Below are 22,326 nucleotides of genomic sequence, written 5' to 3' on the forward strand. Positions count from 1 at the left end.
CAAAAGCTTTGTTAAATTTCATTGTTGATAATTAGTACAACGGTATAAAAGGTCGATGAAAGACAAATCCGGAGAATTCCCAATGAGATTAGTCCTTCATAAGCGTGATGAAAGACAAATCCGGTGAGTTCCCAGTGAGATTAGTCCTTCATAAGCGTGATGAAAGACAAATCCGGAGAGTTCCCAGTGAGATTAGTCCTTCATAAGCATGATGAAAGACTAATCAGAAGATTACTCTTTGAGTTTAGTCCTTCATAAGGATTTCCGTGAGAAAAATCAACATCTGTCTTTAACAAAGCCTAGGCAAAAAAAACAGACCATTTACGGTCTGCTATTAATCTATTTCTCTATAATGTTTTTATAGCATTGGCAATTTCAATACACAGATCCTCGGCTTGTGGGAGATGCCCTAATTTATCAATAAAGGCGTGGGTCATTCCATTGTATCGAATACATGTGGTTTCTACGCCCGCTTCCATTAGCTGTTTCGCATAGAACTCTGTATGTATACGCAAACCGTCAAATTCTGCCCCTATTAAAAGTGCCTTTGGAAGTCCTGCATGGGATTCTGCAAGCATTGGACTTACGTATGGATTATAAATATCTTCCTCATTAGAAATGTATGCTCCTAAAAATAAGCTTTCTTCCATTTTTGATGGTCTTCCAAGTGAAAGTAATCCATTTTTGATAATGTCTTTGTGCTCTTCAGACACTTCAAAGAAATCTTCGCTCCACTCATATCCTTCTACTTTTGCATCTGCCATCGTTACGGCTGGATAAATGAGTACCTGCATCGCAATCTTTGGTGTTCCTTCATCTTTAGCTTTTAAACAGACTGCTGCTGCATAATTCCCTCCAGCACTATCTCCGCCGACAGAAATTTTGTCTGGGTCAATACCGTAGCTTTTCGCATGATCGTAAACATGTTTTACTGCATAGTAATTATCATTTAATCCATTTGGAAATGGCTTTTCGGGCGCTAAGGAATAATCGACATTAAAGACTACCGCATCTGCTAACTCAGCAATTAATTTGCAGACATTTTCTACCGTGTAGACGGTTCCCCCGATCCAACCGCCTCCATGAAAAAATACGAGAGCATGGCGTTTACGATTCTTTTCAGATTTCCTCGGGTAGTATCGCCACAATCCAACTGTATTTCCACTGTCAGTTATTTCTTCATATTTTGTATGGATTTCCACTGTATTTAAATTATAATTAGGAAACCCCATGTTTTCCCTCATAATAGGAACTAAAACTTCCATTGGCGGTAAAGATGCAGGTACCTCTTGTTTTGATTTTCCCGCCCAGTGATCCCCTATAATACTTAATTCTATCGGATCAAGATATCCTGGTCTCTCTTCTCCAGGAATTGGCTTAAGGATAATGGGAACGCCATTATTTTCAATAATGGAAGTACCATTTTGAAGCTTTTCGATTGCATTTGCATCATATTTACGCATGTAAAACAACTCCTATAGTCGAATTAGACATTATTTCACTAATAACCTTGCGTATTTTTTTACGCGATCATCTTTAATAACACCATTCCAATCGAGGCCAAATGCAAAGTCATACACGTTTCCTACAGAGTCAACATGGCATTCCATATCATGTGCCACATCCTCCAATTGCGTTTCAACAGTTTCCATGTTTGCTGGCATTTGGAATGGAAGGAGTGCGGATGGTTCGGCAAGACCGCTAATTAGATCTAAAATAGCCTGGTCTTGCACTCCAAAATTCACAAGGATTCCATCGACTTCCTTTTCAAATTCATTCACCACAGTTGGATTTGACAGGAGCAATGATACGATGACTGGTTTTCCGTTCATCGCTTTTTTTGTTTCTAGTACGAGATCTAAATCACATTCGTTATGAGTTTTTACGTTTTTTCCTTTATATGAACGATCTCCGGCCAGGCTTTTTTCTCTAGCTAATTCCGCCGTATAGGAACGGTACTGAAGACTAATCGGCAAAAATCCATTGCCGCCTGATTCTACATCCTCATAGCTAAAACCAATTCCGGATTCAGGTCCGGAGATAAAGACGAGTGCAGCATCTGCCTCTGTTGGATTATCCGTTACATTAAAGTATTTTTTGACTAACTCGATATTGACAGGATAATCAGTTCGATCAGGAATACGATTCCCAAACCAATCTTTCTTAGAAGGGTAGTAACGTTTCGGAACATAGACTGTTGCTTGCTTTGAAAGAGGCAATAGTTGATTGCTGTTTTTCAACATGACTACGGATTGCAGTTGAACATGATATCCTTTTTCCATAAACTCCGAATTCCCTACAGTTTGGATAGTTTCTTCAACATCTAGGTATGGATTTTCAAACAGCCCGGTACGGAAAATGTTCGTTAGTAAACGGACGGCAGATTGCTCCATACGAGTTCTCATGAACGCTTCCCCATGTTCTTCCACACCCATTTGATAGGCTGCTAGAATGGGAGCACTTTCATTATTACCGCCAAATTGATCTACTCCGGCCATTAAAAGTTTATAATGCCGCTCTTCTACCGTGAGATTTTCTACTCCCCAAGGTTTCCCATCAATAAATAAATCCATTTTCCCCGAGAAATTATGGGTAATGTTCCAGTCTGTACAAACGACTCCATCGTAACCATATTTATTCAGAAGAAGGTCTTGAATGAGATACTTATTATACGAGTTACCTACATTTTCACCATTTTTGGGATCCTGATCAACAGAAATCGTATAGTAGGGCATAACTGCAGATGCCATCCCTGTTTTTCCTTCCAATTTAAAGGCACCCTCTGTAAATGCTATTAAATGTTCATCAAAGTTATTTCCAGGATAAACTGCATACATTCCGGCCCCATAATGTGCATCTCTGCCAGATTCTCCAGAACCGCCGCCTGGCCAATGTTTCACCATGGCATTAACACTGTCATAGCCCCAGCCATCCGCAATTTCTCTGTCAGCAACTGATTCTTGAAATCCATCTACATACGCACGTGCCATATCTGTAGATAATTGAGAATCCTCACCAAATGTACCGTTGAAACGGAACCAGCGTGGATCTGTGGCTATATCAATCTGCGGAGAAAGGGCAGTCGTTAACCCTAATGCTCTGTATTCTTTGGCAGCAATCTCGCCAAATTGTCGAACATGACATGGATTGAATGTAGCAGCAAGGCCGAGGGTTTCAGGCCACATCGAAATATGGCCGCCGGCCCCTTCATTAAACTCCTTGCTTGAATCGGAAGAATGCCGCGGGTCAGAACTATTGTTGGCTGGGATCCCAAACCCAACACCTTCCACAAGAGCTTGTACTTCATTATTCCACTTTGCTGCTACTTCAGGGCTTTGCACACTTGTAAGTAAGACATGACGTAAATGATCCTTCGTTAAAAACTCAATCTGTTGGTCGGAAAGTTCCCATGATTTTGCTCCACTCTCGGAAAACGCTTTCCCGCCAAATGTGCTGGCAAAAAAACCGCGGTCGGCCGCAGGAACAGATTGATGTGCACTGTATAACATCAAACCAGCAATCTGTTCAATCGTCATTTTAGAAGCTAAATCTTTTGCACGTTCTTTAGGACTTACGCGCCAATCTTCATATTTACTTAGTTGTCCGTCCTTATCCAAATCTTTAAAAAATAGCCCGTCCTCCTCAATAATGGTTACTCCCGAAGTTTGCGAATAGCCTAAAGTTGGGCCGTTTTCATTTTTAACATAATTAATCATCGTTGTTGTCCCTCTCCTTCATTATAATTCCATTTATAAAAGTATCTGAACACAATTTATAGAAGAATCTAATTATGTTTAGTCTCCAACTTTATCCTAAAGCACTAACATTTATTTAGCTATTCGAAATACGACTACCTATTTTTGTTTATCTGACTTTTTTAGAGATTCACCCTTGCATTATTACTACTGTGAGGATTTTCTTTGCCAATATATTTTTTGCATCCTCATTCATGTTGAAAGTGAAAATCAATAGAAAAACAGACCCAAGTAGGTCTGGATTTTTCTAATTTGCTATTGTCACTTTTATGTTTCTTTCTTCTAACTGTTTTTTAGTATGTTCATCTATATCCGAATCGGTAATAATAGAGTGGATCTTTGATACAGGAGCAATTTGCGAAAATGCTCGTGTTCCAAATTTACTTGAATCGACCATTAGAATGGTTTCATCCGAAATCTCCATCATTTGTTTCTTCAAAAGAGCTTGTGATTCATTAAAATCACTTAGCCCCTTTTCTAGGTGGACACCCTTACAGGATATAAATGCTTTATTAACGTGATACATTCCCAGCGATCGTTCAGCAAGCGGACCGACAAAGGAAAGAGATTGTGACAATAACGTACCACCTGTAGAAATCACTTTAATTTGTTCTTTTTTGCTTAGCTCAATCGCTACTTTAATGGAGTTTGTTAGGACAGTTAACGGAATGTCCTCTAATTCCTTTGCTACATACCATGCCGTTGTACTTGCGTCTAACACGATTTGATCGCCAGCCTCAATGGAACGTACAGCTTCTACTGCAATCGCTTTCTTCTCAGCAGCATTCGTAATTTCTCTTTCTAAATAAGAAGTTTCCCCTTGATCCTTTTCAATACTAACCGCACCACCATGGCTGCGCATTAATAGATTCTCTTTTTCAAGCTTTTCAAGATCACGACGAATTGTTTCCTCCGTAACAGAAAATATCTTGCTTAGCTCAGTAACACGTATACTTAATTTTTCATTGACGAGTTCAACAATCTTTTTATGCCTTTCTGCAACTAGCATTTCCTAATCCCCTTCCGAACGACCACACCAATATTTTGTTTTTTGTTGTTTTATGTTTATTTTTCTTTTTTTATATAATAAATATACCATATTTTCTTCTAAACAAACACATTTTCAAAAAAAGAAAGACCCAACAGGGGACTTTTATCCCTCATTGAGTCTTTTTTAACTTATCGCTTAGATAAAACCTCATTCTCATAAGCTTTTACTTCTTCTAACCAAGATTCTCTAACTGGTACGCCCATTTTTTCACAGTAATAATCCCAAACTGCACCAAATGGATAGGTTTTGAATTCTTCCATTAAAGCAAGTCTTTCTGTGAAGTTGCCTTCTTCCTGAAGCTGCTTTAAATATTCATTTGGTACTAACATCGCATAAAGCAAGGCTTTGATCATGTTGCGTGTACCAATTGTCCAAGCTGCAACACGGTTAATACTTGCATCAAAGAAATCTAGTCCGATGATAACGCGGTCTAAGGCATCGTTACGAACAATCTCTAACGCGATCTCCCTTAATTCATCATCAAGAATAACAACATGGTCACTGTCCCAGCGAACAGGTCTTGAAACGTGCAACGCAAGTTTCTCACTAAATAAAAGCATAGAAGAGATCTTGTTTGATACTGTTTCTGTTGGATGATAGTGACCTGTATCTAGTAAGCATAATTTATCGTTTTTCATTGCATAGTTTAGATAAAACTCGTGTGAACCAACTACATATGATTCAGAACCAATACCAAATACTTTACTTTCAACAGCGTCAAGGTTATATCTTTCATCCGTTTCAACTGCAAAGATTTTATCCAATGATTCTTTTAATCTTTTTCTCGGAGTTAGACGGTCACTTGGGATATCCTTGTAGCCATCTGGAACCCAAATGTTTGTTAATGCTGGTGTACCAAGCTCTTTTCCGAAATACTCTCCTATTTTACGGCTGCCAATACAGTGATTAATCCAGAATTCACGAATTTCTTCGTTTGGATGTGAAAGTGTCAAACCATCCGCAGCCTTTGGATGTGAGAATAATGTTGGATTATAATCCAAGCCAAGACCGTTTTCCTTTGCCCACTTTACCCAGTTTTCAAAATGCTTTGGTTCAAGTTGATCTCTTTCAACCACTTCACCATTTGTTTCTGCGTATATCGCATGTAAATTAACTCTGTGCTTACCAGGGATTAGTGATAGAGCCTTCTCTAAATCACTTCTTAATTCTTCAGCAGTAGTCGCTTTACCAGGATAATTCCCCGTTACATCAATACCACCTGATAATTCGTTTTGGTTTACTTCGAATCCAGCAACATCATCGCCCTGCCAGCAATGAATGGAAATCGGTACGTTCTTTAGCTTTTCTACTACTTCATCAACGTCTACTCCCCATTTAGCATACGCTTGTTTCGCAAGTTCAAAATTTTCTTTAATAGACATGTTTATTCTTCCTTCCTTTAATTAGCTGATATATGTTGAGCTGGTAGATATTTTTTTACTTCAAATGAATCTTTAATAATCGAACGTGCTTGTTTGATATCACTGATTTCTCCTAAAGCCATTAATTGAGCTGCAATGTTTCCAATTGCAGTCGCTTCAACAGGTCCAGCAAATACTTCTTTATTTGTTACATCGGAAATTAACTGGTTAAGCATTTCATTTTGACAGCCGCCGCCAATGACATTAATTTTTTCAAATTTCTTTTCAAAAATCTCTTCAATTTCTGTTACTGTTTCTTGGTAGCTTACTGCTAAACTTTCAAACACACATTTCGCCACTTCACCAGGTGTGCTTGGAACAGGCTGTCCGGTTTCAATGCAATAATTCATAATTTCATCAATCATGTTGTCAGGCTTGAGGAAACGGTCATCATTAACATTGACAATTGCCTTATAATCCTTTTCTTCTCTTGCTAAATCTACTAATTCTGCAAAGGAGTACTCATCATTGTAGTTTCGCTTTACTTCTTGGATCATCCAAAGACCCATGATATTTTTTAGGAAACGGTATTGATAATCGATTCCGCCTTCATTCGTGAAATTATAGTCTAATGCTTTTGTTATACAGATTGGAAAATAATTCTCTGTCCCCATTAATGACCATGTACCAGAACTAATATAAATGGTTTCATCCTCTTCTGGTACGGAGATAACAGCTGAACCAGTATCATGGGTTGCCGGAAGAATTACCTGTAAATCAAAACCAAGTTCAGACACTAGTTCTTCTTTTAAGGTTCCAAGAACTGTTTTTGGTGTTTTAATCTCCTGAAACATCTCTTTATTAATACCTAGTACCTCTAACAACTGCTGATCCCATTTTTTTGTAAATGCATTTACCAGCTGTGTAGATGTTGCATTGGTGTATTCATTTGCTTTTTTACCAGTAAGTAAATAATTGAAATAATCCGGAATCATCAAGAATGATTTTGCTTTTTCTAGGATTTCAGGATTATTTTTTTTAATAGAAAATAATTGATAGATTGTATTAAACTTTTGGAACTGAATACCGGTTTCGAGGTAAAGTCTTTCTTTTGAAAAAAGTTCAAATACCTCTTCCATCATCCCATCTGTCCGAGGGTCACGATAGGAAACCGCCTCAGTTAATGGCTCATCATTTTCATCCAATAACAAAAAGTCAACGGCCCATGTATCAATTCCAATGCTGTCTGGCTTTATGCCCATTTCCTTGCACTTTTTCAGTCCAATTTTGATTTCTTGAAAAAGTTTATCAGCTTCCCAGCAAAAGGAATTCCCTTTTTTCACAATTTTGTTTTCAAAGCGATGAATTTCATCTAGTTTTAATAGACCATCTTCAAGATATCCTAAAATAAGTCTTCCACTTGATGCACCGATATCGACGGCTATACTGTATTTTGTCATTAACATCACCTTTCCGTTGGAAACGCTTACTGATATCTCTATTTTACTAGAATAATATGATTTTCCTATAACGTGATTCGACTAATTTATTGTCCTTATTTGCACAAAAAACAGGAGATCCTTCAAGTTGAAAGGATCTCCTTCTCTATTTATTCAGATATGAGTGTAAAAAATTCATTGATATTCTTCAAATTTTTCGTAGTACTTGGGACACATAACACCTTATTTTCATCCAATTCCAGCGGAGCCAGAAGTTTAATTTCAGAGGTACTGATACCATAAACTTTTTCATCTGATGGTAACAGTTTATTGGTTCCCTTGAAATCATTTAACGCTAGCAGCGAGTTCTGCGATGAGATTTCTTCAAATAATTCTTTTTCCACAATCATCAAATCAATTGATCCAAGCGTAATTTCGGCGGACAATTTTTGTATCCCTGCACGAGATGCCTCGTCCATGCTTGATTTATTATAAGTTAAATGTTGGACTGAAATTTCTTCCTCTGCTTTGTCTAGTACAAGCTTGTTAGTTAATTGATCTTGTAATTGAACCACACCTTCTGTATTTACCCCTTGTCCAATGATTGTCATATTGAGGACAACTTCTTTTTTCTCACCGATACTACTAATAAAAGAAATTAATAGAATTATGGCAGCAATTGTCCCAATGATATGAAACTTGTAATAGTCCCAGATATATGCAATTCTTTCTTTTGGACTCATGGGTGCGAGGATTGCTTTGATGTTTTGTTTCATTGTTGTTTCTCCCTTCCATGACATATTAGCGCTTTCTAATGATAGTTTTAATTTTAGTATAAAAAATTTTATAATACTACTAACTTCATAGCGAGTGGTTGATTTTTTCAGAAATTTTATAGAATTAACCCTGAGTTTTTGATATTCTCTTTGATAGAGTTCTTTTTAAACGTGCTTTAGAGAAGGGGTACATATGGATATTTCAATCCTTGAAAAACAATTGATACTGATGAGTGATTTCGAAAAAAGATATTCTTTTTATAAATCAATTAAAAAAATCCATGACGTTACCCCTGCCGAATATCGTAAAAAACACATTGAAAGCTCCACTCTGTGATAGAGTAGAGCTTTCAATGTTTTTTTCTTATATTTTTTACACAATCAAGACATTCCCATTTCAATTCCAGCTGCTCCGATCCTGCAGTGAATTCTATTCTATTTTCCTTCTCAAAGAATTGCATTACCAATTTAATCATTTCATTAACCACTCTTATCTAAGTTATAACGGCATTGACTGCCCTTCATAGGTGATAAAAACATTGCCGCTTTCAATCTCTCCTTTTCCTTCAATAATATCGAATATTCCTTTGGCCGTAACAACGGGGTTCCCTGGTGCTCTATCGCCGCCCATATCTGTCTTAATCCATCCGGGATGTATAGAGTAAACGTTAATATTCTTACTTTTTACATATTGATTTAATTGCTGTGTGAACATGTTCAATGCGGTTTTTGAAGATGCATAAGCATAATCACCACCATATGCATTGGACATACTTCCGGCTTCCGAGGAAATGTTGATGATGGATGACCGATCACCCATCATTAAAAGCGGAAGGAAATGTTTTACCACTCTAATCGGACCAAAGAAATTAACATCGAACGTTGCTTTCACTTGGTCAAGATCCAAGTCCTCAATTTGTTTATCACGTTCTAACAATACCCCTGCATTATTAATGATTGCATCAATGGTGCCATAGTTTTCGTTCACTGTATTAGCGGCTGAAGAAACTGATTCTTCATCTGTTACATCTAAAGGCAGCAGTGAAATTGATTTATAAATTTCAGATTGCGTTAAATTTTCTGTGCTTTTTTGGAAATCTCTGACTCCAGCAAGAATATGATGGCCTTTTTCTGCACCTACTTGTGATAATGCTAACCCTAGACCTCTATTTGCGCCCGTTATTAAAATCCGCATTCTTTTATTCCTCCTAAGATTTATATAAAAGGAGAGGAGTACCTTTTGAGTATCTCCTCCAGAACCTTTTTATCTATCGTTTTCCAATAATTCCATGACAATCTTAAGATCTTTGAATGTGTCCATGTATGCGTATCTTCCACCGCTGTATTCACCTTTTTGAAGTAACGGCATTTGCTTTCTTTCCATTATTTCAATTTTCCCCTTCATTCCTTCTATGAAAAAAGCAATATGGTGAGGGCCTTCGCCGTGCTCATCCAGGTGCTTCCGCCAAGTACTTGGATTATGATCCGGTTCTATTAATTCTAATTGAAGAGAACCCATATCAAAGAATGCTAATTTTGCGCGAGCCTCAGTCGGGTTATCCTCAAACTCTGTTTGTGCACGTTCCAATGTATCAGTTAGAGTCCACTCAGGTTTTTCTATACCAAAAAAATCAGCATAGTTCTGGCTGGTTTTCTCTATATCATTAACAAGAATACCTATTTGAGCTATCACGTTTGTTCCAAGGGCATTTTTCATTTAAATTGTAACCTCCTCTTATTTACGTTCACGCTAGGTAAAATAATTAAAATCTGAATATTTACGCTGTCGCTTAAATCTATCAAACGGATTTATTAATAGATTTTTCTGTTTAACTCATCCTTTATTCCTGACTTTCTGTAAAAATAAGTATTAATTATATCCCGCCATTCCTTCGAATGGTTTGCCTGTTCCTTCAATCTATCTAAGATATCTGAGAAGCGCTCTGAATCAATGATCTCCTTAAGCTGTAACCAAGTTTCAACTAATTCCTCAGCCTCTTCTACTCCTTCAAAGTGAGTATTATAGATATGTTGAATCACGGTTACTCCTGATTTAAGCTTATGTGTATAGGGGACATGATGGAAAAATAATAGCAATTCATCCGGGCATGTTTCAAGGCTTTCATACATATCCGCATTTTCTTTAAAATACTGAGAAGTGTATCCAGTCCCTGTTTTTACAGTCCTATTCACTCCAATTCCTTTCCAATCAGCAAAGTGGTAAGTTCCCCATACGGAATATTCATACCCGTCAACATTTGGCCCATAATGATGATTCGGATTTACCATCCAGCCCACACCTAGTGGTGACGTATATTTTTCATAGATACTCCATGATTTTAACAGCATTTTGCTAACCAGCTCTTTAACCAATTTATCATCGCCAAAGGTTTGCCCGATCCATTCATCGGTAATACTTTCAGCTGAAAGATCTGGGTTCCATGTCAAGCGTCCAAAGCCGTACAGATTAGCTTGTGCCAGCGTATGCCCAGTCCAATTATAATCATTTCCAATATTAGAAACGGCGGTAATTCCGCTATACCTGTTCTGGAACAGTGAGCCATCTACCACCTTTTTGACCTCTGAACCTTCCCCTTTTGCATACGTATCAAAATCAAGGATTTCCTTCCATTGCGGAACGAGATAACAAAGATGTCTTTGTTGTCCTGTATATTCTTGAGTCACTTGGAATTCCAACATTTGATTCGTTTTTTCCATGGCACCAAATAATGGCGAAACACCTTCACGAACTTGGAAATCCATTGGACCATTCTTAATCTGTAAAATAACATTGGAATGGAACTGGCCGTCTAACGGTTTAAAATGGTCGTATGCGGCTCTTGCACGATCTGTAGAGCGGTCCCGCCAATCTTGAAGGCAGTTATAGACGAAACACCTCCAAAGAACAATTCCATTAAAAGGCTGTAGTGCTTCTGCAAGCATATTTGCACCATCTGCATGATTGCGTCCATATGTAAATGGTCCAGGACGGTGTTCTGAGTCTGCTTTCACTAGGAATCCACCGAAGTCAGGAATATAGCTATATATCTCTTCTGCTTTCTCTTTCCACCACTCTCGAACCACTGAATCCAGCGGGTCAGCTGTTGTTAAATTTCCAATTTGGATGGTACTCGCATAATTCACGCTAAGGAATGTTGTTATACCATAAGCCCTACAAATACTGGCCACTTCAGCCACTTTAGGGAGCAAGGAGCTTGTAATTAAAATCGTCTCCTCCTTGTGAACGTTCACATTGTTAATAGCAATTCCATTAATACCAACTGAAGCCAGCAGTCTGGCATAATCTTCAATTCTATTAAGCTCATCTGAAAATTTATAGTCTTTATAGAAAATCGAGTTTCCTGCATATCCTCGTTCAATACTGCCATCCATATTGTCCCACTGATTTAGCATCCGTAATTGATTTTTAGGGTTTTCAACGATATCGAGCTTTTGTAAATTTGCCCTGTTCTGCATGAGGCGCAATAAGTGAAAGGTACCATATAAGAGACCTTTATCCTTTTTTCCTACTATGAAAATAGTATTTTTTAGACCAGCAGTAACGGACTTAATGACGTATCCATCATCATTTAGTTGATTAAAATCCACATCTATTAAATCACCAGTCGAATCCTTAACAGCTAACACAAGACCAGAATGCTGCGGTTCGGAGAAAGTATCTGGTATTATCCCTAACATAGAAGAAATCCCTAGGATAAGTTCCTTCTTAGCGGACTCCATAACAACAGTGTCTCCTACAACTGTAAGGCTACTGCACCATTGAGTATATTCCTCTGCTATTGCTCGATCTTCAATCTTTTTATATTGCAGCCAAGCAGAATAGCTTTCTTTATGTTCTGCCTTGTATAAATCTGTACGATTCTTTGAGATATTTTCAAAAGCGCTTTTCAATATTTTTCCTCCTCAATGGATGATTGAGTCCTAGGCTTGTGGCAACTACCTTTTTAACGAATCCCAAATACCAAGAAGGTACATAATCCCCAAGGCACGGTCATATAATCCGTATCCTGGCCGGCATTTTTCGTCCCAAATATGTCTTCCATGATCCGGTCTTGTATAGCCATTAAATCCATTTTCATGATAGGCTTTCATGATACCCACAATATCAACTGTCCCATCCTCCCCGCGATGGGAGGTCTCGATAAAATCACCATTTTCATAGACTTTAATGTTACGAACATGGGCAAATGGAATGCGGTCAGCAAATTCTCTGACCATATCGACAATATTATTAATAGGATTGGCACCTAATGAACCACTGCAAAGAGTTACCCCATTAGAAGGACTGTCAACAAGCTTTAACACTCGTCTAATGTTTTCTTGATTTGTAATAATACGAGGTAGTCCGAATATAGGCCACGGCGGATCATCAGGATGGATAGCCATTTTAATGTCGTTCTCTTCACATACCGGAATAATCGCTTCTAGAAAATAGTGCAAATGTTGAAATAAATCTTCTTCAGTAACATCCTTATAAGCATCAAACAGCTTTGTAAGATTTTCTAAACGCTCAGGCTCCCAGCCAGGCATGGTATAGTCAGGGTTATTAGCAATCTTATTGACTAACTCTATTGGATTGATATTCTCGACCTTAGATTTTTCGTAAAACAAGGCAGTGGAACCATCTTCAAGCTCTTTATATAAATCAGTCCTGATCCAGTCGAACACAGGCATAAAGTTATAACAGATAACCTTTACTCCCACTTTAGCCAGTTTTTCGATGGTTCTCTTATAGTTTTCTATATATCGATCTCTTGAAGGAAGTCCAAGTTTAATGTCTTCATGCACATTTACACTTTCAACCACATCCATATTAAAACCATATTGTTCAGTTTGCTGCTTGACTTCAAGGATTTTTGCCGTCGGCCATTCCTCTCCAGCCTGCATATCATGAAGTGCCCAAACAATCGTTTCCACACCGGGAATTTGTTTAATTTGTTTTAAACTTACAGAATCATTTCCGTCCCCATACCATCGAAATCCCATTTTCATCTTTTATCACCGCCTGTCAATTTGATTCTAGTACTACCAGTTATAGAACTTGTAAGGCTTGCTCGACCGGAATAAAATAGGTTGGAATACTTGGAAACATTGTTTGCAGACTTTGTGCTAGATAACTCATTCCAGGTTCTTCGCTTTCCGCATGCCCAAGAACAATAAGGTTCCTTTGCTTTCCTTGATTATTTGCATCTCTCACATATTCCGGAGTCTCCCATTCTGGACCTTCTCCATAAATAATCAGATCCAAATTTTCCTGTTCATAAAGCGGAATGCATAAACTTCCCCCGCCACGATAACCAGCTAAGAGCCCAATCCTCGTACATTTCATCGACAAATCTCCTGCGAATCGTAAATACCGAATCCCTAACCTTCCCTTTATATGACCGAAAATTTCTGCTAAAGTCATGGGAGGTATACTCAGAATCGTTGCAGTCGGCTGATTTTCTACAATATGAGGTTGCCAGTCGAGTGCCTGAATTAAGCCAGCCATGATCCCATCCGGCTTATACCGATGCCAGTAATCATGGAAACGATAGATAGCTAGACCAGACCCCATAATTATCCTGCGTTTTTCCTCATATACAGGATCCTTTTCCAAGAATTCGGCAGGGTCATGATGGCTAAAGTATATCCCTTCATGGGTAATCAACAAGTTTGCTCCCAAGGCGATTGTTTGTTCAATTACCTTTTGTGTAGCCATAAAGGCCGTGGCAATCCCCTTTACTTCAGTAGCTGGATCACCTGCTTTAAGGGTATCCACGGTATTTTGAACGTGATTAACTGGTTCCATTAATGTATCGAGTACATCTTTTACTGTATTTGGCAATGTTTTCACCCTTTCACAGGAAAGGCGTTACTAAAACGCCTATAATTTAGCTGATACTTCTGGCTGTTCCGCTGTTTCTACCCATATGGCCTTTTCTTGTGCTTCAATACATAATTCCGCAGCTCTAAAAGTATGCTCCTGGGTCATAGCATTTTCAGTTCCATTTAAGCAGTCCAGAATAAATTCCCCAAAGAATGGACATCCCACTTTACCGGATAATTGGTAATGTTTTTCCCCTTGATGATTCACCAAATACAAATGATCCCCGCGGCTATCCCTAGCAATATCAATATACTTACGTACTTCAATATAGCCTTCTGTTCCAAGAATCGTGACCCTGCCATCTCCCCATGTACCAAGTCCGTCAGGCGTAAACCAGTCCACACGGAAATAGAACGTCGCACCATTGTCTGCCACGAGTGTAGCGTCACCAAAATCTTGGAACTTTGGATATTGTTTAAAATGATAATTTCCTATTTTACTATGCAGTACCTTTGCATCTTTAGCTCCTGCAAAATGTAAAAACTGTTCAATTTGGTGGCTGCCGATATCACATAAAATCCCGCCATAATATTCAGGATCAAAAAACCAACCGGGACGGCTATTTGGATTCGCACGATGTGGACCTGTCCCCATCACTTGAATCACTCGGCCAATTGCACCTTCTTCAATCAATTGTCCAGCAAAGATAGAACTTTCAGAGTGTAACCGCTCGCCATAATAAATTCCCCATCTCAGGCCAGTTTCCGCTACTTTTTGTCGTGCCTTTTTTATCTGTTCCACAGTGGTAAATGCAGGTTTATCCGTAAAATAATGCTTTCCATGATCAAGCACGCGAAGCCCAAGTGGACCTCGGTCACACGGAATATTGGCACTGGCAACAAGTTTAATTTCTGGATTTGTTAGAATTTCTTCTTCGGAAGAAGCGACCTTAACTTCAGGATAGTTTTTAACAAACCCTTCGACCTTTTTGGGATCAGGATCATAAACCACTGCCAATTCCCCGCCTGCTTCCATCAAACCATTACACATTCCATAGATGTGACCATGGTCAAGACCAATGGCTGCAAAACGAAATGTTCCCTTTTCAACCACAACGTTTTTCACCAAACCCTTTGGTGCATAGTTCATTCCATCGGTTCTGTCCATTCCCTTTTCCCCCTCGAAATTATTCATATTTCCCCCCAAGTGTAATCTCTTGTTCTGAAAAGTTTTTGACATGGTTTTTCTTTTCGTAAAAATGAAAAGCGTTTTTTAAGACGCCATCTCTAGTATAAAAAGGACTATGTTCATTCAGTGGCAGCTTTACGGTTTGCCCTATACTAGAAGATTGATAGATAGCAGTGATTAATTCCAAGGTTTTTCTTCCTTCAATGCCGTCGACAAGGACTTGCTTTTTCCCTTCAATTGCGGATAATACATCCTCAACTTGTGCTGCATGTCCCTCAAGTTCGATATCCTTTAATTGATCATAAATATTTTGCAGTTTGGACTCTAGCTCCTCGTCCTTTTCTGGGAACCCATTAGGCTTAGATTTGGAAGCTTTAACCTTCCATGGTACAGACACACGGGCATTTTTGCCTTGGAAAATCAATTGTTGTTCCTCACCATGATGGACAACAGAACTTGTAATTTGTGCTAAACTGCCATTTGGATAACGGCAGATCGCTACAGAAAGGTCCTCTACCTCAGCATTATCGTGTGATGTATTGGTGGCAATCGCGGAAACTTCAGAAGGCATTCCATTCATCCAATGGAAGATATCAATATGATGAACAGCATGATTTAATGTACATCCGCCGCCTTCTTTTTCCCATGTACCACGCCACCATAAATCGTAATAACAGTGCCCCCTCCACCAAAATGAATCGACTTGTGTATGAACGATTGGTCCCATAAGTTTTGTATCAAGGACAGCCTTCAGCTTCATCATTGGAGTGGTAAAGCGGTTCTGTGAAACGACTGATAGAATCTTACCACTTCTTTTTTGTGCTAAATTCATTGCATCACATTCTTCTAAAGAGGAAGCCATAGGTTTTTCCACAAGTACGTGTTTCCCGGCATCAAGAGAAGCAATTGCTATTTCTGCATGAGTATAGGGAGGAGTACAAACGGATAGTAAATCAATTTGCGAAAGATTTAGTAACTGATTATAATCACTGTAAACTTCAACATCGAGGTTAAAATCTACTGCCATTTTTTCAGCCTTTTCCGGATAGATGTCACAGATGGCGACTATTTTACATCGGTCTTGAAAAAGCTGATATGCTTTTATATGTGCAGAAGCAATTGCTCCCGTACCAATAATCGCTACATTGATCATACGTTCCCACCCTCTTTATAGATTTTTATGTTTTTATACACCAGAGTAAGCCATAAATCCGCCATCCACTGGGATGCTGATTCCCGTGACAAATCCACTGGCTTCCTTATCTGTAAGCCAGAGTAGGGTACCTAGTAAATCCTCTGGCTTTCCTAATCGCCTCATTGGGGTGCCTGCTAGAATTTTTTTGGTTCTGTCTGTATTGGTTCCATCTGGATTTGTTAAGAGAGCCCGGTTTTGTTCCGTTAAGAAAAAGCCTGGTGCAATCGCATTAACCCGAACTCCAGCTTCAGCAAAATGTACTGACAGCCATTTTGTAAAGTTCTCAATGGCTGATTTCGCCGCACTATAAGCCGGCACCTTCGTCATCGGGCTCGGAGCACTCATGGATGAGATATTAATAATGGTTCCTTGGTTGTCAATCATGTTCTTCGCAAATATTTGGGTAGGAATCAGAGTTCCAATGAAATTTAAATTAAAGACGTATCCAAAACCTTCTGGTGTCATATCAAAAAAGGTTATTAAATCATCCCGGTTTAGATCATTTTTTTCGAAGATTTCTTTTGTGGTAATTCCATTTGGATGATTGCCGCCGGCACCATTGATTAGGACATCACAGACACCATATTCCGCAGTCACAATTTCCTCTGCTCGTTTCACACTTTCAACACTTAAGACATCACATTCAATGGCAATTGCCACACCACCGATACTCTTGATGTCTTCAACAACCTTTATTGCTTTTTCATAGGTCCGATTTAAGATCGCTACTTTCATTCCCTGTCTTGCCAATTCTCTAGCCATACAGCCGCATAAAACTCCACCGCCGCCTGTTACGACTGCTACTTTTCCCTGTAGATTTGGGTTTAAAGGTAACATTTTGTTATTCTCCCTTTCTGCGCCGGCATCTCTTCTAATCTATGCCTACTTTTGGACAACCTTCCAAAAAGATTCCTTTGGCTGATGATTTTCGTCAAAAAGAAACGGCCAATTTTTTCTTCCTCTAACAGGGAAATCGCTTAACCATGTATAATCATCGGCTGCGCCCCAGAAGGTTACAGAAGTGATGTTTTCTTGATATTGTCTAAGTAATTGAAATACTTGGTGGTATCTTTTTGCCTGCAACTCTAACATTTCATGGGTTGGTTCTGTGAGGTCTGTCCGTTTATCTTCGAAGTTAAAAACGGATACATCTAATTCTGTTAAATGCAGTTCTAAGCCAAGTGAAGCGTATCGTTCAATCGCTGTACGAATATCTTCGAGACTTGGATTTACTAGATTCCAATGCGCTTGTAGCCCTACCCCGTGAATCGGAACACCCTTATCAACTAAAGACTTGACAAGCTTATAGATTTTTTCGCGTTTTTCCGGATTGGATTCATTATAGTCATTGTAAAAAAGCAGGGCTTCTGGGTCAGCTTCATGTGCAAATTCAAATGCTTTTTCGATATAATCTTCTCCGATTATTTCTAACCATTTTGTTGGTCGATATAATTCTGTTCCCTCATCCGTTACGGCTTCGTTTACAACATCCCAACAGAAAATTGTCCCTTTGTATCTTTTCATTACCATCGTAATATGATCCTTCATTCGCTGTAAAAGTGTTTCTCTATTGGCGTCTTCAAATACCCAGTCAGGAGTCTGATTATGCCAGACGAATGTATGTCCGCGCATTTTCATTCCATTTTCCTTAGCAAAAGCAGCTAATTGATCGGCTTTTTCAAATGTAAATTGTCCCTCAACAGGCTGAATTTCGATGAATTTTATATCATTTTCGGCTGTAATACTATTAAAATGTTTTCTTAATAATTCCTTCTGTGAATCTATCGTTGTTAAATTAACTGCGGCACCAATATTAAAATATTGTTCATACACTTGTGATAAAGAAGGAACTTCTACTGTCGTTTTCACCATAATTTATCTCTCCTTAAAACTATAATTTATAAAAAAATCAGATGAGAATTCTCATCTGATTCTTTTTTCAGCCTTTTACTCCACCTAATGTTAATCCTTTAACAAAATATTTTTGCAGGAATGGGTAAACCATGATAATTGGCAGACTTGCCACAATAGTCATAGTAGCCCTGATGGATGTAGGTGAAACCATGTTTGCACTTGCATTCGCATTGGCAAAAGCATCTGCCGCTGTTTTACCAGACATCGAAGCGTTTGAATTCTGCAGGATTTTCATTAACTCATATTGAAGTGTAGATAAGTTTGCACTTGATGAATTGTATAAGAAAACATCAAACCAAGAATTCCATTGGTAAACTGCGACAAACAATGATACTGTAGCTAATACTGGCAGGGACAATGGAAGGACAATTTTGATAAAAGTAGTAAAATCCCCTGCACCGTCGATTTTTGCAGATTCAAATAGACTGTCTGGGATTCCTTCAATAAAGGAACGAATTACGATTAAATTAAATACGCCAATAATACCTGGAACAATATAAACCCAAAAACTATCTAGTAAATTTAATTCTTTCACTAATAGATAGTTCGGAATTAATCCACCGTTAAAATACATCGTTAATACGAATGCGATCGTCACAAATTTCTTTAGAACGAAATCCTTTCGGCTGATTGTATAAGCCACCATTGCCGTACCCAAAACCGATGTTAATGTACCGATAATGGTTCTTAGGACAGAAATAAAGAAAGAATTTACAATACTCGCTTCACCAAAAACATGCTCATAGTTTGCCCAAGTAAATTCTCGCGGCCAGAGGTAAATACCTCCCCTTAAAGAATCACTAGCTTCATTGAAAGAAACCGCTAACTGATTAAGAAATGGATATAACATGACCACGCAAAGGAAAACTAAAAAAGTATAATTGAAGATATCAAATAGATAATCGCCTACACCAGAGTGATGTCGAGTGGCTTTGAAAAATCGTTTCTGTGCCATAAAGTTCCCCCCTAGAAAAGCCTTGGCTGATCAAATCGTTTTGCAATATGGTTTGCGGTAAATAAGAAGATGAAACTCACGACGGTTTTAAAGATACCGGCAGCGGTTGCAAGTGAGAAGTTCCCCATTGACATACCATACTTTAATACATAGATATCTAGATTCTCTGAATAAGAAAGGTTCATTGGATTTCCTAATAAATACTGTGCTTCAAAGCCCGATTCTAAAATATAGCCTAAGTTCATGATGAGCAGAATGATAATTGTTGGCTTTAAAGATGGGAGTGTAATATGTCTAATCCGTTGAAATCTAGATGCTCCATCGATATCTGCAGCCTCATATTGTTCCGGATCGATCATGGTGATAGCTGCTAAATAAATGATCGTATTCCAGCCCACATTCTTCCAAACCTCTGTTAGTCCGTTGATGACCCAGAACCACTTCTCCTTACCAAGCCAAAGAATAGGTTCATCAATAATTCCCAAGTTTACCAATACGATATTTACGATTCCATTTTCTAGCGAAAGGCTGTAAGAGACAATACTAGCTGCAACTACCCATGATATAAAGTGCGGCAGATAACTGATGGTTTGTACTGATTTCTTGAATTTAATATGCCTAATTTCATTAATTAGAAGTGCAAGACAAATTGCTGTAACGAAACCTAATACTAGGTTAATCGTACTCATGCCGATGGTATTCCGAAGCACGCGCCAGAAATTATCGTCAGTGAATAAAAACTTGAAATGTTCTAACCCAATCCATTCCTGATCAAACAGGCTTCTTGCTGGCTTAAAGTCCTGGAAGGCAATTGACCAACCCCATAATGGAACGTACTTAAAAACAAATAACCAAACCAAGAATGGCAGACTCATGGCCAATAGTGCTTTTTGTGACATCATCCTCTGAAAGAATGATTTATTTGATTTTGTAGAGATGGAAACTGAAGGTTTTATTACTTCTTTTACCGCTGCTTTGGAACCAATCTGCATTCTTACCCCTCCTCTTTTTCGAAAAATCTAGATCCTAAAATCATAAGCAGCCCCCTTAGATACTCCTCATTGAAGGGAGCGGCTTATGATTTCAAGATAGATAAAGCTTTTTTAAAGCATGCGGCCGATATAGCCAATTGGGCGATATCGGCCAGCTTTTTTTCAGACTGCTAAACTATTACTTTGCAGCTGCTTTAATACGATCCTCTACAACCTTATCCATTAATTCTTCTAAAGCTTTTACATCTAAAGTATTAAATTCTTTAATATATTCATCCCAAACTTTATCAAAATCACCCGGCTTAGCTAGTACTAATTTTGGGAAGTAAACTTTCGTTAAGTCAGTTTTTCTTTGACCAAAGATTTGAGCATCGGAGCCTTGTTCAATAACGGCGCTCCATGTTGGATACCATGGACGATCGTCTGGATCTGCAAATAAATCAGAGAAAACTTTAACCCCATACGCTTCTAGAATAGCCTTGTCACCATCAGTGTAGGCAACTTGAGCAACTTCAGGCTGTTTTCCAGGAACCCATGCGTTTCCGTCACTATAAAGCATATCTCCCATTGGCCAGTAATACTCAAAAGTATTTAATCCGGACTTATCACGGAAATCTTCATCACTAGTTTTTGCATACTGTTCTTGGGTTTGGAAGAATTTACCTTTATCATCTACACTATAAGTCTCTTCTTTAATACCCCAGAACATTAACTTTTGGTTTTCTTCTTTAGCCATGTTATCGAAGTACTTAATAATGCGTACTGGATCTTTAGCACTTACGGTAATACCAACACCACGGTTATTAATGAATGCCGGTGGATCGATATATTGATCTTTTTCTCCATCAAATGTGATTGGAAGCGGCATATAACGTAAATCGTCATTTCCAGCGGCTTTTAGGTTATCTAAAGCTTGTTGAACTTGCCAGCCGTAATCAAAGAATCCTAATACTCGGCCAGAAGCTAGTTTTGCAAGATATTCATCGTAGTTAGCAACGAATGATTCTTTATCAAATAAGCCTTTGCTATTTAGTTCATTTAACTCCTTCATATAACGTTTTGTAATATCGTTATCAGCGTATACATCTGTTTTATGTGTTTTCATATCTACAATCACTTCACCATCATTTGGGTACCCTGCTAGATGGTTAGGAACGTTAGATAGTGCAAAGAAGCGCCAGTCATAAGTTAAAGCACTAAAACCAATGGTAGAAGCTCCATTAACTTCTGGATGTTTCTTTTTATAATCTTCAATTAATGCAAAATATTCATCTAAAGTTTTGATTTTTGGATACCCGGCTTCTTTTAAAATGCCGCGTTGAATCCAGAATGCACCTTGAGTGATATTCGGGTCTTTAATATAGCCATGCTTTGCTGCGAATGGAAGGAAGTTAATCTTTCCATCCTTATCTTTCATTTGCTCCCAATGCGGTGCGTATAATTTTTTAAGATTTGGACCATGCTCTTCAATCAATTCAGTAAGGTCAATAAATGCACCTGCGTCTAGAACTTTATCAATTGCGATATCTGGAACTAGAACATCTGGATACTTTCCACTTGCGATCATTGTCCCAATTTTTGTGTTAATGTCACCTACTAGGTATTCTGTCTTGAAGTTAACACCCGTTTGATCTTCAAAAATTTTCCCGATAGTTGTTTCATTTGTGTTCCCATCTTTCCCTGGGGAAGCTGCATTAAAATAAGTAAAGGTTACCTTGTCCTTCGAATCACCAGATCCGTTCGCATTACCGCTTGTTTCCTTATCCTTTTCACAGCCCACAACTGCAATTAGCAGGATAAGCATTAAGAGTACAGGAAGAAACTTTTTTGCCATTTTGGAACCCCCTTTTTATTTGTGAAAGCACTTTCA

General features: G+C 38.4%; 18 protein-coding genes. All 18 read right to left on the minus strand.

Annotation, left to right across the window (positions count from 1 at the left end):
- Positions 1-347 precede the first annotated feature (347 nt).
- Positions 348-1,463, minus strand: a complete 1,116-nt coding sequence (locus tag QUG14_RS07210) for an alpha/beta hydrolase (RefSeq protein ID WP_289339838.1) — start codon at positions 1,461-1,463, stop codon at positions 348-350.
- A 30-nt stretch (positions 1,464-1,493) separates the two neighbouring features.
- Positions 1,494-3,716 carry a glycoside hydrolase family 3 protein gene (locus QUG14_RS07215; RefSeq protein WP_289339839.1) on the minus strand — a complete coding sequence of 741 codons (2,223 nt, stop codon included), beginning with the start codon at positions 3,714-3,716 and terminating at the stop codon, positions 1,494-1,496.
- Positions 3,717-4,002: 286 nt separating this feature from the next.
- Positions 4,003-4,764 carry a DeoR/GlpR family DNA-binding transcription regulator gene (locus QUG14_RS07220; protein WP_289339840.1) on the minus strand — a complete coding sequence of 254 codons (762 nt, stop codon included), beginning with the start codon at positions 4,762-4,764 and terminating at the stop codon, positions 4,003-4,005.
- 170 nt (positions 4,765-4,934) lie between these two features.
- Positions 4,935-6,188, minus strand: a complete 1,254-nt coding sequence (gene rhaA, locus QUG14_RS07225; RefSeq protein ID WP_289339841.1) for an L-rhamnose isomerase — start codon at positions 6,186-6,188, stop codon at positions 4,935-4,937.
- A gap of 17 nt (positions 6,189-6,205) precedes the next feature.
- A complete protein-coding gene (rhaB, locus tag QUG14_RS07230) occupies positions 6,206-7,627 on the minus strand; it encodes a rhamnulokinase (RefSeq protein WP_289339842.1) in 1,422 nt (473 codons plus the stop codon).
- A gap of 149 nt (positions 7,628-7,776) precedes the next feature.
- The gene (locus QUG14_RS07235; RefSeq protein ID WP_289339843.1) at positions 7,777-8,382 is read right to left on the minus strand and encodes a hypothetical protein; all 606 of its coding nucleotides are present in this window, start codon (positions 8,380-8,382) and stop codon (positions 7,777-7,779) included.
- 499 nt (positions 8,383-8,881) lie between these two features.
- Complete coding sequence (locus QUG14_RS07240) at positions 8,882-9,577, minus strand: SDR family oxidoreductase (protein WP_289339844.1); 696 nt, start codon at positions 9,575-9,577, stop codon at positions 8,882-8,884.
- A 69-nt stretch (positions 9,578-9,646) separates the two neighbouring features.
- Positions 9,647-10,099 carry a VOC family protein gene (locus tag QUG14_RS07245; protein ID WP_289339845.1) on the minus strand — a complete coding sequence of 151 codons (453 nt, stop codon included), beginning with the start codon at positions 10,097-10,099 and terminating at the stop codon, positions 9,647-9,649.
- A 95-nt stretch (positions 10,100-10,194) separates the two neighbouring features.
- The gene (locus QUG14_RS07250; protein WP_483310709.1) at positions 10,195-12,294 is read right to left on the minus strand and encodes an alpha-glucuronidase family glycosyl hydrolase; all 2,100 of its coding nucleotides are present in this window, start codon (positions 12,292-12,294) and stop codon (positions 10,195-10,197) included.
- Positions 12,295-12,339: 45 nt separating this feature from the next.
- Entirely contained in the window at positions 12,340-13,395 is a 1,056-nt protein-coding gene (gene uxuA / locus QUG14_RS07255; RefSeq protein ID WP_289339846.1) for a mannonate dehydratase, read from the minus strand.
- A gap of 40 nt (positions 13,396-13,435) precedes the next feature.
- Positions 13,436-14,230, minus strand: a complete 795-nt coding sequence (locus QUG14_RS07260; RefSeq protein WP_289339847.1) for a Nif3-like dinuclear metal center hexameric protein — start codon at positions 14,228-14,230, stop codon at positions 13,436-13,438.
- Between the two features lie 39 nt (positions 14,231-14,269).
- Positions 14,270-15,379 (minus strand): Gfo/Idh/MocA family protein, encoded by a 1,110-nt coding sequence (locus tag QUG14_RS07265; protein WP_289339848.1) that lies wholly within the window; start codon positions 15,377-15,379, stop codon positions 14,270-14,272.
- Between the two features lie 19 nt (positions 15,380-15,398).
- Positions 15,399-16,553, minus strand: a complete 1,155-nt coding sequence (locus QUG14_RS07270; protein ID WP_289339849.1) for a Gfo/Idh/MocA family protein — start codon at positions 16,551-16,553, stop codon at positions 15,399-15,401.
- 33 nt (positions 16,554-16,586) lie between these two features.
- Complete coding sequence (locus QUG14_RS07275) at positions 16,587-17,432, minus strand: SDR family oxidoreductase (protein WP_289339850.1); 846 nt, start codon at positions 17,430-17,432, stop codon at positions 16,587-16,589.
- 45 nt (positions 17,433-17,477) lie between these two features.
- Positions 17,478-18,467 carry an endo-1,4-beta-xylanase gene (locus tag QUG14_RS07280; RefSeq protein WP_289339851.1) on the minus strand — a complete coding sequence of 330 codons (990 nt, stop codon included), beginning with the start codon at positions 18,465-18,467 and terminating at the stop codon, positions 17,478-17,480.
- A 67-nt stretch (positions 18,468-18,534) separates the two neighbouring features.
- Positions 18,535-19,464, minus strand: a complete 930-nt coding sequence (locus tag QUG14_RS07285) for a carbohydrate ABC transporter permease (RefSeq protein ID WP_289339852.1) — start codon at positions 19,462-19,464, stop codon at positions 18,535-18,537.
- Positions 19,465-19,475: 11 nt separating this feature from the next.
- Entirely contained in the window at positions 19,476-20,456 is a 981-nt protein-coding gene (locus QUG14_RS07290; protein ID WP_289339853.1) for an ABC transporter permease, read from the minus strand.
- 178 nt (positions 20,457-20,634) lie between these two features.
- On the minus strand, positions 20,635-22,290 hold the full coding sequence (locus tag QUG14_RS07295) for an ABC transporter substrate-binding protein (protein WP_289339854.1): 1,656 nt from the start codon (positions 22,288-22,290) through the stop codon (positions 20,635-20,637).
- Between the last annotated feature and the right edge of the window lie 36 nt (positions 22,291-22,326).

It is taken from the genome of Neobacillus sp. CF12 (genome assembly GCF_030348765.1).
In the GTDB taxonomy this organism is placed as follows: Bacteria; Bacillota; Bacilli; order Bacillales; family Cytobacillaceae; genus Neobacillus.